This is a genomic window from Streptomyces sp. NPDC026092 (genome assembly GCF_040638605.1).
Taxonomy (GTDB): domain Bacteria; phylum Actinomycetota; class Actinomycetes; order Streptomycetales; family Streptomycetaceae; genus Streptomyces.
In genome coordinates, this window is record NZ_JBEZYN010000009.1 from 90,872 (window position 1) to 106,116 (window position 15,245).

A 15,245-nucleotide genomic window follows, 5' to 3' on the forward strand; every position below is an offset into this window, starting at 1 on the left:
GCCGGTATGTGCCCGTCAGCCGAGGCGGGGGATCTCGATCGCCGGGCAGCGGTCCATCACCATGTCGAGGCCTGCGGCGCGGGTGCGGGTGTAGGCGGCTTCGTCGACGACGCCGAGTTGGAACCAGACGGCCTTGGCGCCCTTGGCGACGGCTTCGTCGGCTACCGCGCCGGCGAGGGCGCTGTTGACGAACACGTCCACGACGTCGACGTCGAAGGGGATGGCGTCCAGGGAGGCGTAGCCCTGTTCGCCGTGGACCGTCTCGGCCTTCGGGTGTACGGGCACGATCCGCTTGCCGTGCCGCTGCAGGAAGGCCGCGACGCCGTAGGCGGCGCGCTCCTCGTTGGCGGAGAGCCCCACGATGGCCCAGGTGTCGCCGTGCTCGTCGAGGATCCTGCGGATGGTTTCCGTGTCGCTGTGCACGCTCTGTCTCCGGTCGCTGAGTTCGGACACTCCTGGAGGCTGAACGAGCGTCGATCGTGTGGGATTCCCGGACACCCCCTGGGTCGTGTCCGGAAAGTCTGGCCTGGCTCGCGGCGTCCGGCACGCACGCTCGCCGCGTCGCCGACATGCCCACGTAGCTCCGCTACGAGGGCATCCCGGCGCCTTGCGATCGCACGCACCGGACGCCGCGAGCCCCGCCCTTCGGGCGGACGACCACACTTTCCGGACACTCCCTAGCCGCGTACCGCCGCCACCGCCTCGTCGAAGACCTGCACCATGTCGACCGTTCCCTCGCTGCGGACCCAGGTCTCCAGTGCGACGTCCGAGCAGGCCAGGGCGCAGGCGACGAGTGCGCGGGCGCGTGACTCCGTCATGGGGTCCGCCGGGTCGCCCAGGCGCCGGGTGACGTCCGGCACGAGCAGGTCGACCCACTGTTGGCGCTTCTCCAGCTGCCGTCCCCGGAGCGACGGGGACGCGTGGAGCATGGTCGTGATCCTGAGGAAGTCCTCGGAGGAGTACGGCAGGGCGTCGACGAGCGCCTTGAGGGCGGCCCGGAGCGCGTCCCACGGGGGCTCCTCCGCCGGACGGGCCTCGAGCAGGGCCCGCAGGGACCGGCCGCTCTCGGCGTGGTCGCCGAGCACGATGTCTTCCTTCGTGCCGAAGTAGCGGAAGAGCGAGCGCCGCGAGATGCCGATCTCGTACGCGATCTGCTCCATCGTCGTGGCCTCGAAGCCGTTCTCCAGGAACAGCCGCATCGCGGTGGCGACGATCTCGGCCTGCACGGCCAGCCGGGTGCGGGCCCGCAGTCCACCGCGGACGGTCTTGTCGTCGTCGCTCATGAGTACGGAGCCTACCAGCCGGTGTCACCCCGTACCGTATTGACACTCGGTGACAGTTTCGGCCTACAGTGACATTCGGAGTGGGTTCACCGCGTCATCGATCCATCGATCCATCGATCCTGGGGAGCAGCCATGAGTGCCGTCGACTACCGCCGCCAGACCACCCTGATCACCGGCGCGAGCGCCGGCATCGGTGCCGAGTTCGCGCGGCAGATCGCCGCGCGCGGCTCGGCCGTCGTGCTCGTCGCCCGGCGCCGGGAGCGGCTCGAGAACCTGGCCGCCGAACTGGCCGCGACCCACGGCGTCCGCGCCACGGCCATACCGCTCGACCTCGGCCTGCCCGGCGTGGGGGAGACCCTCGCGGAGGAGGTGGCCCGGCGCGGGCTGACCGTGACGAGCGTCGTGAACAACGCCGGGTTCGGCACCTTCGGGCCGTTCCACACCGAGGACCCGCAGCGCCTGCGCGAGGAGATCGCCGTCGACATCGCCGGCCTCGTCGACATCAGCCGCGCGTTCATCGGGCCGCTGCGGAGCGCCGGCGACGGCGTGCTCGTCAACGTCGCCAGCATGGCCGCGTATCTCCCCGTCCCCAACATGGCCGTCTACGCGGCGGCCAAGGCGTTCGTGCTGAGCTTCACCGAGGCCCTGTGGCAGGAGTCCCGCGGCACCGGGCTCCGTGTGCTCGCCCTGTCGCCCGGCGCGACCGGCACCGAGTTCTTCGAAGTCACCGGCACGGATGCCGCCGCCGGCGGCGCGAAGATGCAGTCCCCGCAGGAGGTCGTGGCGACGGCGCTGCGGGCCCTGGACCGCCGTACGCCGCCGCCGAGTGTCGTCTCCGGCCGACGCAACCGTGTGATGGCGAGCCTGAGCCGCGGTCTGACCAGGCGCCGCGCGGTCCTCGTCATGGGATCCATGACGGGCGCGCGCTGAGCTCGGCGCCCGCTCGGGGTCAGGCCGTGTGCTGGTACGCCGGGTAGGTCAGGTAGCCCGCGTCGCCGCCCTGGTAGTACGTGGCCTCGTCGGCCGGTGCGATCGGCAGCCCGCCCCGCATCCGCTCGACCAGGTCCGGGTTGGCGACGTACGCGCGGCCGAAGCTGATGAGGTCGGCGCCCAGGCCGAGCCAGTGGTCGGCGTCGTCCCGGCCGGTCTGCTTCGGGCCCATCGGCAGCACCGGGTTCATGACGAGCGCACCCGGCCACGCCCGCCGCAGGGCGACCAGCAGCTCCTCGTCCGCGGTGGCTTCGAGGTGGATGTACGCGAGGTCCAGGGAGGCCAGTTCGGCCAGGAGCGCGGTGTACAACTCGCGTACGTCGGTCTCCTCGACGCCCCAGAACGTACCGCCCGGAGAGAGCCGGATGCCGGTCCTGGCGCCTCCGACGGCGTCGACGGCCGCCGTTGCCGCCTCGACCGCGAACCTGATCCGGTGCTCGACCGGGCCGCCGTAGCGGTCCGTGCGCAGATTGGCGTTGGACGAGAGGAACTGCGAGATCAGGTAGCCGTTGGCGCCGTGCAGTTCGACACCGTCGAACCCCGCGTCGACGGCGCGGCGGGCGGCCAGGCCGTAGGAGCGGGCGTGCTCGGGCACTTCGGCGGTGTCCAGCGCGCGGGGCGTCGGAGCGGGCTGGGGGCCGGTCGGGGTGAACACGTCGCCGACCGCCGGGACCGCCGACGGCCCGACGGGCCGCAGGCCGGTCGTGTCGGGGTGGGAGACCCGGCCGCCGTGCATGAGCTGGGCGAAGATCCGGCCGCCGTTGGCGTGGACGGCGGCGGTCACGGGGCGCCATGCCTCGACCTGCTCGTCGGTGTGCAGCCCCGGCGTACCGGGGTTGGACTGCCCGACGACGCTCGGCTGCACGCCCTCGCTCACGATCAGCCCGGCCGTGGCCCGCTGGGCGTAGTAGGCCGCCATGGAGGGGGTCGCGAGGCCGCCGGCGGCGGCCCGGACGCGGGTCATCGGGGCCATGACCACGCGGTTGGGGAGGGTGAGGCCGCCGAGTCGGAAGCTGGTGAAGAGAGTTGTCATGTCGGTTACGCTAAGACCTGACATTGACGTCAGAGGCAAGCTGTTGTGAGCCGGAACACAGCGGAACGCAGTCGGGAGGCTTCGTGCGGATCGGTGAGCTCGCGTCGCGGGCCGGGGTGAGTGTCCGGTCCGTGCGCTATTACGAGGATCAGGGCCTCCTCGCCAGCACGCGCAGCGCCAGCGGGCAGCGGCACTACACGGACGTCGAGGTCGAGCGGGTCGCGTTCATCCAGCGCCTGTACGCCGCCGGTCTGTCCAGCCGCACCATCGTCGAGCTGCTGCCCTGTGTCGACGCGCCCAGCGAGGAGAACTCCGACGCCGCGCTGGAGCGGATGGCGCTGGAGCGGGAGCGGCTCTCCGCGCACATCGCCGACCTCGTACGGACCAGGGACACCCTCGACGGGCTGATGGCCGCGGCCCGGGCGCACCGGACGGGGTTGGCGACGGCCACGGCCGACTGACCCCGAGAAAGGTCCCGAGCCTTCGCAAACGGCGGGTGCATCGGGATAGGGGCTGATCATGGTGTTGAGAGAGACAGCCGATCTCGTCCACCGCGGTCAGTCGTCGTCCCCGCCCCTCATCAACTGCTCGTCCGATTGCGGCCGTCGCGACCCTGCGGCGCCGCTGCGTGCTCCTGAACCTGGTTGCCTCACTGGTTGGCTCGCCGATTGCCCGGCTGGGCGCCTTGTGCGTGGCCCAGCTGGTCGCCTCATAGGTTGCCGACCTGATTCCGTGCCCTGTCCGTTGTTGCAGGTCAGCCTTAGTGGGTCACCGAATCACCTTGCCGACATCTCTAATTCGACAGCAATTGGAGGTTCAGGATCTCTGATGGCCTGCGGCGGGAGTGTCCATGAAACGGCGGGTCTGTTGATCATCGAGACGCTGAGTGAGACGAGGACCAAGCATGCGTCCGTGGCTGAGCCCTGGTGACCGCAGGTGATCGCGGGCAGGCCCTTGATCCCGTCCGCGAGCCACCGTTTGAGGACTGGGTCGAGGAGATGCCAGGAGCAGCGGTGCTTCGGCAGGTGCGCCGGTGCGCTCCCACTTGCCTTCTCTGCGCACGGCCTTGATCCATACTGCTCGTGGTCTCAAGAGCCCGTGTGTGGTCCGTAGCGACAGATGTACGGCCGGGTCGGCTGACGTCCCGCCCCGTGGAACGGCCGGCGGCGCCGTGACCGGCGCCGCCGTGGACTCCGGTGGACCGGTGTCCACGACGACCGGGCTCCCGGAGTGCCGCCGGGCACCCATAGGGTGATCCCCATGCCTGCCACGCTCAGTTCCACGAAGGCCGCCGCCGCGCTCCGGCGATCCGCCCGTGTCTCCGCCGAGTTGCTCGTCGTCCTCGTCATGGCCTCGGTCGCCCTGTGGCTCCTCGGCCGGATGTGGTCGGTCGTCTGGCCCCTCATCGTGGCCCTTCTCCTCACCACCCTGACCTGGCCCCTCACCCGCCACCTGCGCCGGTGGGGTTGGCCCCCCGCGCTGGCGGCCTCGGCCGTGACCGTGCTCTTCCTCCTCGTGGCCGCGGGCATCGTGGCGCTGATCGCGGTGCCCGTCTCGTCCCAGTCGGGGGAGCTCGCCGACGGCGTGGTGGAAGGCATCCAGAAGTTGCGCGAGTGGGCGGCGGGACCGCCGCTGAACATCGGCGACGAGCAGATCTCCGGCGCCTTCGACACGGCCGTCGACCGCGTCCAGAACAGCGTCGGCAGCCTGGTCAGCGCCGTCGGTACGGGCGTGGGCACCGTCTTCAACGGGGTCGTCACCGCCGTCCTCGCGCTCTTCCTCATGTTCTTCTTCCTCAAGGACGGCCCGCGGTTCCTGCCCTGGCTGACCCGTCAGCTCCCCGGCCGCCTCGCCGTCGACGTCCCCGTCGTCGCCGCGCGCGGCTGGGAGACCCTGGGCGCGTTCGTGCGTTCGCAGGCGTTCGTCGGCCTGCTCGACGCCGTCTTCATCGGCATCGGCCTGTGGATCCTCGGCGTGCCCCTGGTGCTCCCGCTGGCGGTGCTGACTTTCGTGTCGGCCTTCGTGCCCATCGTGGGAGCCCTGTTCGCCGGCCTGGTCGCCGTGCTCATCGCGCTGGTGTCCAACGGTCTGACGGACGCGCTGATCGTCCTCGCCATCATCGTCGTGGTGCAGCAGCTGGAGGGGAACGTCTTCCAGCCCATGATCCAGAGCCGGGGGCTCGGCCTCCACGCCGCCGTGATCCTGCTGGCGGTGACCCTGGGCGGCAGCCTCGCCGGCATCGTCGGCAGCCTGCTCGCCGTACCGATCGCCGCGCTGATCGCGGTCGTCTGGAACTACCTGCGCGAACAGCTCAGCGAACCGCCGCGGGAACGGGAGACCGAAGAGGCGCCCCTCGGCGCCCCCGTCGCGTCGTAGGCGCACCGGCCCTTCAGACGCCCCAGGCCCGCAGCTCCTCCTCGCGCGGCGACTCGACCACCGTCGGCCCGTCGTCGCCGGGGCGGCCGAAGGTCATCACCGGCCGCGCCCCGTCCCAGGGCCGCCAGCCCGGATCGCCCGTCGCCGCGAACCGCACCCACGCGGAGTGCATCGCGGCGGCGAGCGGGCGCGGCGCGTCCGGACCCGTCAGGGCCTCCGTCCCGGGCCGGTCGAGGGTGTCGAAGACGAAGCCGATCTCCAGGGCGTGGCAGGCCCCCAGGCCGAGGACCGGGGAGCGCCAGCCGAACTCGTAGACGTACGTGGCGCCCGGGCCCGCCGCCCGGGCGTCCGCCAGCCGGATCTGCGGCACCCGCAGCAGCTTGTCCGTCGCGAGCGCGCCCAGCAGCTCGCCCGGCTTCTCGCCGGGGCGGCGCGCCCGGTACGTCCGTACGGTCCGCGTCGGCACCTTGGTCTTCCAGGCCGCGGCGCGCAGCGCCAGCCGGCCGATGCGCTCGGTGAGCCCGCTCGGCACGAACCACAGGCGGTACTCCTCCGTGTTCGTGCCCATCAGCAGGTCCACGTCCGCCGACGCGCCCTCGCGCAGCGCCTCGAACGGATCGCGGGGCAGGACCTCGCCGTCCACGGCTATCTGGAAGGAGTGCCCGCCGGTCAGCGGCGAACCCTTCCCCGTCACCTCGGTCTGCGCGTCGAGCAGCCGCTCCGCCGGTACGGCGGACAGCGCCCGCGCCGTCGCCGGCACGCCCAGGTGCGCGGCTATCGCCTCCGTCGTCCGGCGGGCCCGGTCGAGGGGCAGCGCCATCGGCGCCCCGCTCTGGAGCACGGCCCTGCGGAACAGGCCCTTGGCGAGGGGCGAGGCGAGCAGCGCGGCGAGGGAGATCGCGCCGGCCGACTCGCCGAAGACGGTGACCCGCTCCGGGTCGCCGCCGAAGGCCCCGATGTTCTCCCGTATCCACGTCAGCGCGGCCAGCTGGTCGCGAAGGCCCAGGTTGGCCGGGGCGTCGGGGAAGACCCCGAACCCCTCGACGCCGAGCCGGTAGTTGAGGGAGACGAGCACGACACCGTCGCGCGCGAACGCCTCCCCGTCGTAGACGGGGACGGCCGACGAGCCGTGGACCAGGGAACCGCCGTGGATCCACACCATGACGGGCCGGCCCGTGGCCTCCGGCTCGCCCGCGGGTGGCGGCCACGGCGCCCAGACGTTGAGGTTGAGACAGTTCGGCCCCGTCACGTCCGGGTCGGGGAGGAGTGTGTCGAGAGGGGCCGCGTACGGGCGCTTGGGCGCCGTCGCCCCGAAGGCGAGGGCGCCCCGCACACCGTCCCACGCCTCGACGGGCTCGGGCGCCCGGAACCGCAACGGCCCCACGGGCGCCTGCGCGTACGGCACACCCAGAAAGGCGGCGACACGGCGAGGCGGGGACGCGTCGACGAGCGCGCCCTCGACCGGCGACCCGTCCACGAGCGACCCACCGACCGGCGGCCCACCGACCGGCGACCCTTCACCCAGCGCCCCCTCGACCAGGAACCCCCGCAGTTCCCCACCCCGCAGGGACACCACGGGCTCACGAACCTCGGGCACCGCTCAGCCCTCCGTGCCCGACGTTCCCGAACCCGCCGCGACCAGCGCCCGCTTGAGGACCTTGCCGGTCGGGCCGAGCGGCATCGCGTCCACGAACCGCACGAGCCGCGGGTACTTGTGCCGGCCCAGGCGCTCCTTCGACCACTCCACCAGCTCCGCCGCCCCGACGCATCCGGAGCCCGGGCGCAGGACGACGACGGCGCAGACCTCCTCGCCCTTCGCCTCGTCGGGGACACCGATCACCGCGACCTCCGAGACCGCCGGGTGCCGGACCAGGACCTCCTCGACCTCGCGCGGATAGATGTTGAAGCCGCCTCGGATCACCAGGTCCTTCTTCCGGTCCACGATGCTCAGGAAGCCCTCCTCGTCGCGGACGCCCAGGTCGCCGGTGCGGAACCAGCCGTCCACCACCGCCGCGGCCGTCGCCTCCGGATCGTCGAGGTACCCCGCGAACACGTTGTGCCCGCGCACCACGACCTCGCCGATCTCGCCGTCCGCGAGCAGCTCGATCCGGTCCTCGACGGCCGCGTCCGCGACCCCGATCTCCACGCCCCACACCGGGTGCCCCACGGTGCCGGGCCGCGTCCCGATGTGCGGCTGGTTGAAGGTGGCGACCGGCGAGGTCTCGGTGAGGCCGTACCCCTCCAGGACCTGCGTCGAGAACGTCTCCTCGAACCGTTCGAGGACCGCGACCGGCAGCGCCGCGCCGCCCGAGACGGCCGCACGAAGGGCCGCGGGCCGCCGGGCGTCGGAGGCCGCCGCCTCCACCAACGCGTGGTACATCGTCGGTACGCCCATGAAGACGGTGACGCCCTCGTCGGCCAGGGCCGCGAGCGCCGCCGGGCCGCTGAACCGGGGCATAAGGACCAGCGTGGCCCCGGCCCGCAGCGTCCCGTTCATCGCGCAGGTCTGCCCGTAGCTGTGGAAGAGCGGCAGACAGCCGAGGACGACGTCCTCCGCGCCCATGCCCAGCAGGTCCTGCGAGGTCACGGACGCGTTGAGGACGATGTTGAGATGGGTGAGGCGGGCGCCCTTCGGGCGGCCCGTCGTCCCGCTCGTGTAGAGGATGACCGCCGTGTCGCTCGGCCCGGCCGGCTCGGCGGCCCGCAGCGGCTCCGCCGCCATCGGCGCGCCCTGCAGCGCGCGCACCCCGGCGCCGCGGGCCGCCTCCTCGGCCACCGCCCACAGGGGGCCGCCGCTCACGAGCGTGACCGCGCCGCTGTGCTCCAGGACGTACCGCACCTCCTCGGCGACCAGCAGGGCGTGGACCGGGACGACCGTGGCCCCGGCGGCCAGTGCGCCGTAGTACGCCCGCAGGAACTCCGTCGTGTTCGGCAGCAGCACGGCCACCCGGTCGCCCGGCCTCACCCCCGCGGCCCGCAGCCCGGCGGCGCACCGCAGGGCGTCGTGCCACAGCTCCCGGTAGGTCAGCCGGACCGCCCCTTCGACGACCGCGATCCGGTCGGGGAACTGGCGGGCGGACTCGCCCAGGACATTGGCGACGCTCAGTGACATGGCACGCTCCAGGAAACGCTGCGTTGACGGGCCCGACACGGCAAAGAATCGTTCCTGTCACGGGTCCGGCACCATGTGCGTATGCCCATCATGTGACGTCGCGGAGTGGGCAGCGGCCTCTCCGAGGTGTCCAGGACGTGGCATCCGCCAAACGGCGGCGTTACGGTGCGCCCATGACCCTCACTCCGGCGCCGACGCCCGGCCGCGGCCCCCGGACCGGCCCCGGCACGGGCCCCGGCACCGGCCGCCCGGCCGCGGCCCCCGTGCCCGGCGCGCCCGCCACGGCCGCCGCCACGAGCGCCGGTGTCACCCTGCGCCGCACCCTCGCCACCTCCCTCATCGGCGACCTGGCCCGTCTCACCGACCGCGCCGTCGACGACATCCGCGCCCACTCCGGTACGTACGCCTCCGGTACTCCGGTCACCCGCGAGGACCTCTGGGAGATCTGCCGGGACAACCTGCTGCGGGCTCTCCAGGACTTCGGCGGGCTTGCCCCCACCGGCGTCGACTTCGAGCAGGCCGCCCGCGAGACCGGCCGTCGTCGCGCCGAGCAGAACGTGCCGCTCGACACCGTCCTGCGCGCCTACCGTCGGGGCGGCCGGGTGCTCTGGCAGGTCATGGCGGAGTACCTGCGCGTCCGCCCCGGCCGTGACACCGACACCAGGGACACCGAACTCGACGTCGCCGGCGCCCTCTGGGAGACCATCGACCGCTACTCCGTCGCCATGGCCGACGCCTACCGGCTCACCCAGCTGGAGCTGCGGAGCCGCCAGGACACCCGCCGCGTCGCTCTCTTCGAGGCCCTGCTCGACGGCCGCGCCGACGACCCGGCCGTCGCCGCGGCCGCCTCCGCCGCCCTCGGCGTTCCCCTGAGCGACCGGTACGTCGTCGTGGTCGCCGCCCAGAACCCGGCCGCCCCGCCCCACCCCGCGCCGGTCCTCGAGGCCGCGGGGCTGTGGTCCTTCTGGCGCCCGCGCGCCGGCCGCTACGCCGGGATCGTTCGGCTGCCGCGCGGCGCCGACGCCCCGCGCGACCTGCTCGACCTGCTCCGCAGGCAGACCGGGACCACCGCCGGGGTCTCCCCGGAGTTCGACCGGCTCGCCCAGGCCGGCCGGGCCCTTCGGCTGGCCGAACAGACCCTCCGTACCCTCCCCGCCGGCGGCGGCGAGGCCGCGGCCTTCGACGACCGGCTCACCGAGGTGCTGCTCAGCGGACGGGGCGACATCATGGACCGGATCGTCGCCGTCCACCTCGGACCGGTCCTCGCCACCACCGGCGAGCGCGCCGCCCTCCTGGAGACCCTCCGGGTCTGGCTGGACTGCGGGTGCTCCGCCGCCCGGGCCGCCGAGCGGCTCTACTGCCACCGCAACACGGTCCTCAACCGCATCAGCCGTATCGCGGAGCTCACAGGTCGCTCCAGCGAATCGGGCGAGACCCGCCTCGGCTGGGCCCTCGCCCTGCGGGCGCTGCCGCTCGCGGACCTCGGCGACGAGCAGGAGCGGACGGCGGGGGACAGGGGCGCGTTCCCGGGCGCATAGGGTGGCGGGATGCAGGAGCAGTACCGCACGATCGCCCGCGAGGGCGTGCACGAGACCGAGATCAACCGCTCGCGCTTCATCTGCGCCCTCGCGCCGGTGGCGACCGAGCAGGAGGCGCAGGACTTCGTCGCACGCGTCCGCAAGGAGCACCCGACCGCCAGCCACAACTGCTTCGCGTACGTCATCGGCGCCGACGCCTCCGTCCAGAAGGCGAGCGACGACGGCGAACCCGGCGGCACGGCCGGCGTCCCCATGCTCCAGATGCTCCTGCGGCGCGAGGTGCGGTACGTCGCCGCCGTCGTCACGCGCTACTACGGCGGCGTGAAGCTCGGCGCGGGCGGACTGATCCGGGCGTACGGGGGCGTGGTCGGCGAGGCCCTCGACGCGCTCGGCACCCTGACCCGGCAGCGCTACCGCCTCGCCTCGGTGACCGTCGACCACCAGCGCGCGGGCAAGCTGGAGAACGACCTGCGGGCGACCGGCCGGAACGTGCGCGAGGTCCGCTACGGCGAGGCCGTCGCCCTGGAGATCGGGCTTCCGGACGCCGACGTCGACGCCTTCAGGGCCTGGCTCGCCGACGTGACGGCCGGCACCGCGACCCTGGAGCTGGGCGGCGAGGCGTACGGCGATGCGTGAGCGGAAGCTCCCGGAAGTGGTCCGATTCTCCGAAGCCACGGCCGTTGTCCGACCCCACCGATACGCTCCTGGATCATGAGATTCCTGCACACGTCGGACTGGCACCTGGGACGGTCGTTCCACCGGGTGAGCCTGCTCGACGCCCAGTCCGCGTTCCTGGACCACCTCGTGGCCACGGTGCGCGCGCGTGACGTGGACGCGGTCCTGGTCGCCGGGGATGTCTACGACCGGGCCGTGCCGCCGCTCTCCGCCGTCGAGCTCTTCGACACCGCCCTGCACCGGCTCGCCGAGGCCGGGGTGCCGACGGTCATGATCTCCGGCAACCACGACTCGGCCCGCCGCCTCGGCGTCGGCGCCGGTCTCATCGAGCGGGCCGGCATCCACCTCCGTACGGACCCGGCCGGCATCGGCACGCCCGTCGTGCTCGCCGACCCCCACGGCGACGTCGCGCTCTACGGCCTGCCCTACCTGGAACCGGCCCTCGTACGCGAGCGGCTCGGCGCCGCCAGGGCCGGGCACGAGGCCGTGCTCTCCGCCGCCATGGACCGGGTCCGCGCCGACCTCGCCGCCCGGCCCGCCGGCACCCGCTCGGTCGTCCTCGCGCACGCCTTCGTCGCGGGCGGCGAACCGAGCGACAGCGAACGGGACATCACCGTCGGCGGCGTCTCCGCCGTGCCTGCCGGGGTCTTCGACGGCGTCGACTACGTGGCCCTCGGCCATCTGCACGGCAGCCAGACCGTCACCCCGCGCGTCCGCTACTCCGGCTCCCCCCTCGCGTACTCCTTCTCCGAGGTCCACCACCGCAAGACCATGTGGCTGATCGACCTCGGCCCCGACGGCGCGATCGAGGCGGCCGAGCGGGTCGACTGCCCCGCGCCCCGTGCCCTCGCCCGCATCCGCGGCCGGCTCGACGACCTGCTCGCCGACCCCGCGCTCGTACGGCACGAGGAGGCGTGGGTCGAGGCGACGCTCACCGACCCGGTGCGGCCCGCCGAGCCCATGGCCCGGCTCGCCGAGCGCTTCCCGCACACCCTGCACCTGGTCTTCGACCCCGAGCGCACCGAGGACGACCCGTCCGCCTCGTACGCGGAGCGGCTGCGCGACCGCAGCGACCAGCAGATCGCGGAGGACTTCGTGGCCCATGTGCGCGGCGGCGCGGGACCCGACGACACCGAACGGACCGTGCTGTACGGCGCCTTCGACGACGTACGGGTCGACGCGGCGGCCACGGAGCGCGAGGTGGGCGCCCGGTGAGACTGCACCGCCTCTCCGTCACCGCCTTCGGCCCCTTCGGCGCCACCCAGGAGGTCGACTTCGACGCGCTCTCCGACGCGGGCCTCTTCCTGCTCCACGGCCCCACCGGCGCGGGCAAGACGTCCGTCCTCGACGCCGTCTGCTACGCCCTGTACGGAGCCGTGCCCGGCGCCCGGCAGTCGCCCGGGACCTCGCTCCGCAGCGACCACGCCCCGGCCGGCACGTACACCGAGGTCCTGCTCGAACTGACCGTCGGCGAGCGGCGGTTGGAGATCACCCGGCGACCCGCGCAGCCGCGCCCCAAGAAGCGGGGCGGCGGCTTCACCACCGAGAAGGCCCAGAGCTGGCTGCGCGAGTACGACTCCGGCACGGGTGAATGGGCCGCGCTCAGCCGATCCCACCAGGAGATCGGCGAGGAGATCACCCAGCTCGTCGGCATGAGCCGGGAGCAGTTCTGCCAGGTCGTGCTCCTGCCACAGGGCGACTTCGCGCGCTTCCTGCGCGCGGACGCGGAGGCGCGCGGCAAGCTGCTCGGCCGGCTCTTCGACACCCGCAGGTTCGCGGCCGTCGAGGAGCGCCTCGCCGATCTGCGGCGCGCCGCCGAGCAGCAGGTACGGGAGGGGGACGAGCGGCTGCTCGCGCTCGCCCACCGGACGGCGCAGGTCACCGGCGGCGCCGTCGTCGACGAGCGGCCGGGCGAGCCCGGTCTCGCCGACGCCGTCCTGACCCAGGCGGCCGTCGCCCGCTCCGAGGCGCGCGAGGCCCTCGACATCGCCGACACGGCGGTCTCGGCCGCCGAGTCCCGGCAGGCCGCCGCCCGCAGGGCCCTCGACCTGGAACGGGACCTGGCGGCCCGTCAGGCGCGGTACGCGGAGACCGTGCGCCGCCGGGAGGCGCTGGAGTCCGGCAGGCCCGAGCGGGACCGCGTCCAGGCGGTCCTCGACCGCTCGCGCAAGGCCGACCTCGTGGCCCCGGCCCTCGGCCTGCGCGCCGACGCGGAGCGTGACCACGCGGCGGCGCGGACGGCCCGGGAGCAGAGCCTCGGCCTCCTGCCAGCCGAACTGGCCGACGAGGGCGCGGAGCAGCTGTCCGCCCGGGAGCGGCGGCTGACGGAGGAGCTGGGCGGCCTCGAGTCCGCCCGGCGCGCCGAGCGGCGCGCGGCCGAGATCGCGCGGGAGCGCGCGGACCTCGACCGGCACGCCCGCGCGGACGACGACATCCTCCAGGACGCGGGCGGCTGGCTCAGCGGCTGGGAGTCCCGCAGGGCCGAGCTCGCGGCCCGTATCGAAGCCGCCCAGGAGGCCGCTGCCCACGCCGAACAGCTTGCCGGCCGGCTCGAACCGGCCCGCCGCCGGCTGGAGGCCGCCCGGCGCCGGGACGCGCTCGCCGAGCGGACGGCCGACGCCGAGTCCCGCCTGACGGCCGCCCGGGAGCGGCGCAACGAAGCCCACGAGAGCTGGCTCGACGTCAAGTCCCGCCGCCTCCAGGGCATCGCCGCCGAACTGGCCGCCGCGCTCACCCCCGGCGACCCCTGCCAGGTGTGCGGCTCCGCCGACCATCCGGCCCCCGCCCGCACGGGCGCCGACCACGTCGACCGGGCCACCGAGGACGCCGCGTACGCCGCCTTCACGCACGCGGAGGAGGACCGTACGGCGGCGGAGCGCGACACGGCCGCCACCGCCGAGGCCTGGGCTGCGGCCCGGGAGGAGGTCCGGGAGGGTTCGGGCCCCGAGCCCTCGGTGGGCGAACTCGCCGCCGAGGTCGAGGAGTTGGCGGTCCGGCACGCCGAGGCACACGCGCTCGCCGCGCAGACGCACGGCGCGCGGGAGACCCTCGCGCGCGCCGAGCGCGAGTACGAGAGCCGGGTCGCCGCGCAGCGGGACGCCGAGCGCCGCGTTGCCGCGAGGACCTCGCAACGGGAGGCGCTCGACCGGGAACAGACCGCCCTGGACGCCGAAGTCGCCCGGGGGCGCGGCGCGTCCGCGAGCGTCGCCGAACAGGCCTCACGGCTTGAGCGGAACATCGCCGTCCTCATCGAGGCGGCCGAGACCGTACGCGCCGTGGAACTGACCGCCCGGCGCCTCAAGGAGGCCGACGGCAAGCTCGCCGACACCGCGTTCCGCGCCGGGTTCGACACCCCCGACGAGGCCGCCGCAGCCCTCCTCCAGGACGGCGAGCACCGCACGCTCCAGCACCGGCTCGACGCCTGGCAGGCGGAGGCCGCCGCCGTCGCCGACCGGCTCGCCGAGCCGGAGACCCGGGCCGCCGCCGAGCACCCGCCCGCCGACCCGGACGCCGCAGAGGCGGCGCACACCGCCGCCGAACGCGCCCTGCGCGAAGCCACCTCGGCCCTCGCCGCCGTCCGCGAGCGCGGCGCCGAACTGGCCGGCCTCTCCCGGCAGGCCGACACCGAGGCCCGCCGCCTAGGACCGCTGCGCGCGGAGTACGACCGGGTCGCCCGGCTCGCCGGACTGACCGCGGGCACGTCCGCGGAGAACGAACGCAAAATGCGCCTGGAGTCCTACGTCCTGGCCGCCCGCCTCGAACAGGTCGCGGCCGCGGCCACGGCCCGGCTCCAGCGGATGTCCGCCGGCCGCTACACCCTCGTCCACTCCGACGCCCGCTCCGGCGGCAAGCGGGCCGGCCTCGGCCTGCACGTCGTCGACGCCTGGACGGGCAACGAGCGGGACACCGCCACCCTCTCCGGAGGCGAGACCTTCTTCGCCTCCCTGTCCCTCGCCCTCGGCCTCGCCGACGTCGTCACCGACGAGGCCGGCGGCGTCCGCCTCGACACCCTCTTCATCGACGAGGGCTTCGGCAGCCTCGACGACCAGACCCTGGACGAGGTCCTCGACGTCCTCGACTCCCTCCGCGAACGCGACCGCAGCGTCGGCATCGTCAGCCACGTCGCCGACCTGCGCCGCCGCATCCCGGCCCAGCTGGAGGTCGTCAAGGAGCGCACGGGGTCGGCCGTACGCCAGAAGGGGGCGGGCGCCTGACGCGCCAGGCCGGTGAGTCGGCGG

12 protein-coding genes are annotated in these 15,245 nt (G+C 74.0%); 7 read left to right on the forward strand and 5 right to left on the reverse strand.

What is annotated here, in order from left to right; translation table 11 throughout:
* Positions 1-15: 15 nt before the first annotated feature.
* A complete protein-coding gene (locus AB0F56_RS16970; RefSeq protein WP_362010301.1) occupies positions 16-423 on the reverse strand; it encodes a CoA-binding protein in 408 nt (135 codons plus the stop codon).
* A 254-nt stretch (positions 424-677) separates the two neighbouring features.
* Positions 678-1,283, reverse strand: a complete 606-nt coding sequence (locus tag AB0F56_RS16975; RefSeq protein ID WP_362009736.1) for a TetR family transcriptional regulator — start codon at positions 1,281-1,283, stop codon at positions 678-680.
* A 132-nt stretch (positions 1,284-1,415) separates the two neighbouring features.
* Between AB0F56_RS16975 and AB0F56_RS16980 the strand changes: the two genes are divergently transcribed.
* Complete coding sequence (locus AB0F56_RS16980; RefSeq protein WP_362009739.1) at positions 1,416-2,213, forward strand: SDR family oxidoreductase; 798 nt, start codon at positions 1,416-1,418, stop codon at positions 2,211-2,213.
* 19 nt (positions 2,214-2,232) lie between these two features.
* Here AB0F56_RS16980 and AB0F56_RS16985 read toward each other — a convergent pair whose 3' ends face one another.
* Entirely contained in the window at positions 2,233-3,306 is a 1,074-nt protein-coding gene (locus AB0F56_RS16985; RefSeq protein WP_362009742.1) for an alkene reductase, read from the reverse strand.
* Between the two features lie 83 nt (positions 3,307-3,389).
* Here AB0F56_RS16985 and AB0F56_RS16990 point away from each other — a divergent pair, with 83 nt between their 5' ends.
* Both AB0F56_RS16990 and AB0F56_RS16995 read left to right on the forward strand, forming a co-directional pair.
* Positions 3,390-3,767: a MerR family transcriptional regulator gene (locus tag AB0F56_RS16990; RefSeq protein WP_362009745.1), complete on the forward strand. Its 378-nt coding sequence runs from the start codon at positions 3,390-3,392 to the stop codon at positions 3,765-3,767.
* 799 nt (positions 3,768-4,566) lie between these two features.
* Positions 4,567-5,682, forward strand: coding sequence for an AI-2E family transporter (locus AB0F56_RS16995; protein ID WP_362009747.1), 1,116 nt, complete (start codon positions 4,567-4,569; stop codon positions 5,680-5,682).
* A gap of 13 nt (positions 5,683-5,695) precedes the next feature.
* Here AB0F56_RS16995 and AB0F56_RS17000 read toward each other — a convergent pair whose 3' ends face one another.
* Both AB0F56_RS17000 and AB0F56_RS17005 read right to left on the reverse strand, forming a co-directional pair.
* Complete coding sequence (locus tag AB0F56_RS17000; protein ID WP_362009750.1) at positions 5,696-7,279, reverse strand: carboxylesterase family protein; 1,584 nt, start codon at positions 7,277-7,279, stop codon at positions 5,696-5,698.
* Between the two features lie 3 nt (positions 7,280-7,282).
* The gene (locus AB0F56_RS17005; protein WP_362009753.1) at positions 7,283-8,794 is read right to left on the reverse strand and encodes a long-chain fatty acid--CoA ligase; all 1,512 of its coding nucleotides are present in this window, start codon (positions 8,792-8,794) and stop codon (positions 7,283-7,285) included.
* Between the two features lie 173 nt (positions 8,795-8,967).
* Between AB0F56_RS17005 and AB0F56_RS17010 the strand changes: the two genes are divergently transcribed.
* The 4 genes from AB0F56_RS17010 (at position 8,968) to AB0F56_RS17025 (ending at position 15,221) form a co-directional block, all read left to right on the forward strand.
* On the forward strand, positions 8,968-10,332 hold the full coding sequence (locus AB0F56_RS17010; RefSeq protein WP_362009755.1) for a helix-turn-helix domain-containing protein: 1,365 nt from the start codon (positions 8,968-8,970) through the stop codon (positions 10,330-10,332).
* Positions 10,333-10,341: 9 nt separating this feature from the next.
* The gene (locus AB0F56_RS17015) at positions 10,342-10,968 is read left to right on the forward strand and encodes a YigZ family protein (protein ID WP_362009757.1); all 627 of its coding nucleotides are present in this window, start codon (positions 10,342-10,344) and stop codon (positions 10,966-10,968) included.
* 75 nt (positions 10,969-11,043) lie between these two features.
* Complete coding sequence (locus AB0F56_RS17020) at positions 11,044-12,222, forward strand: exonuclease SbcCD subunit D (RefSeq protein ID WP_362009760.1); 1,179 nt, start codon at positions 11,044-11,046, stop codon at positions 12,220-12,222.
* Positions 12,219-15,221, forward strand: a complete 3,003-nt coding sequence (locus AB0F56_RS17025; RefSeq protein WP_362009762.1) for an SMC family ATPase — start codon at positions 12,219-12,221, stop codon at positions 15,219-15,221. The genes AB0F56_RS17020 and AB0F56_RS17025 overlap by 4 nt, the downstream gene beginning before the upstream one ends.
* Positions 15,222-15,245: the final 24 nt, after the last annotated feature.

Excerpts from the sequence above, each read along its gene's own strand:
- AB0F56_RS16995 (WP_362009747.1), top strand. The coding sequence starts at position 4,567 with ATGCCTGCCACGCTCAGTTCCACGAAGGCCGCCGCCGCGCTCCGGCGA.
- AB0F56_RS17010 (WP_362009755.1), top strand. The coding sequence starts at position 8,968 with ATGACCCTCACTCCGGCGCCGACGCCCGGCCGCGGCCCCCGGACCGGC.
- AB0F56_RS17005 (WP_362009753.1), bottom strand. The coding sequence starts at position 8,794 with ATGTCACTGAGCGTCGCCAATGTCCTGGGCGAGTCCGCCCGCCAGTTC.
- AB0F56_RS16980 (WP_362009739.1), top strand. The coding sequence starts at position 1,416 with ATGAGTGCCGTCGACTACCGCCGCCAGACCACCCTGATCACCGGCGCG.
- AB0F56_RS16985 (WP_362009742.1), bottom strand. The coding sequence starts at position 3,306 with ATGACAACTCTCTTCACCAGCTTCCGACTCGGCGGCCTCACCCTCCCC.
- AB0F56_RS17020 (WP_362009760.1), top strand. The coding sequence starts at position 11,044 with ATGAGATTCCTGCACACGTCGGACTGGCACCTGGGACGGTCGTTCCAC.
- AB0F56_RS16975 (WP_362009736.1), bottom strand. The coding sequence starts at position 1,283 with ATGAGCGACGACGACAAGACCGTCCGCGGTGGACTGCGGGCCCGCACC.
- AB0F56_RS17015 (WP_362009757.1), top strand. The coding sequence starts at position 10,342 with ATGCAGGAGCAGTACCGCACGATCGCCCGCGAGGGCGTGCACGAGACC.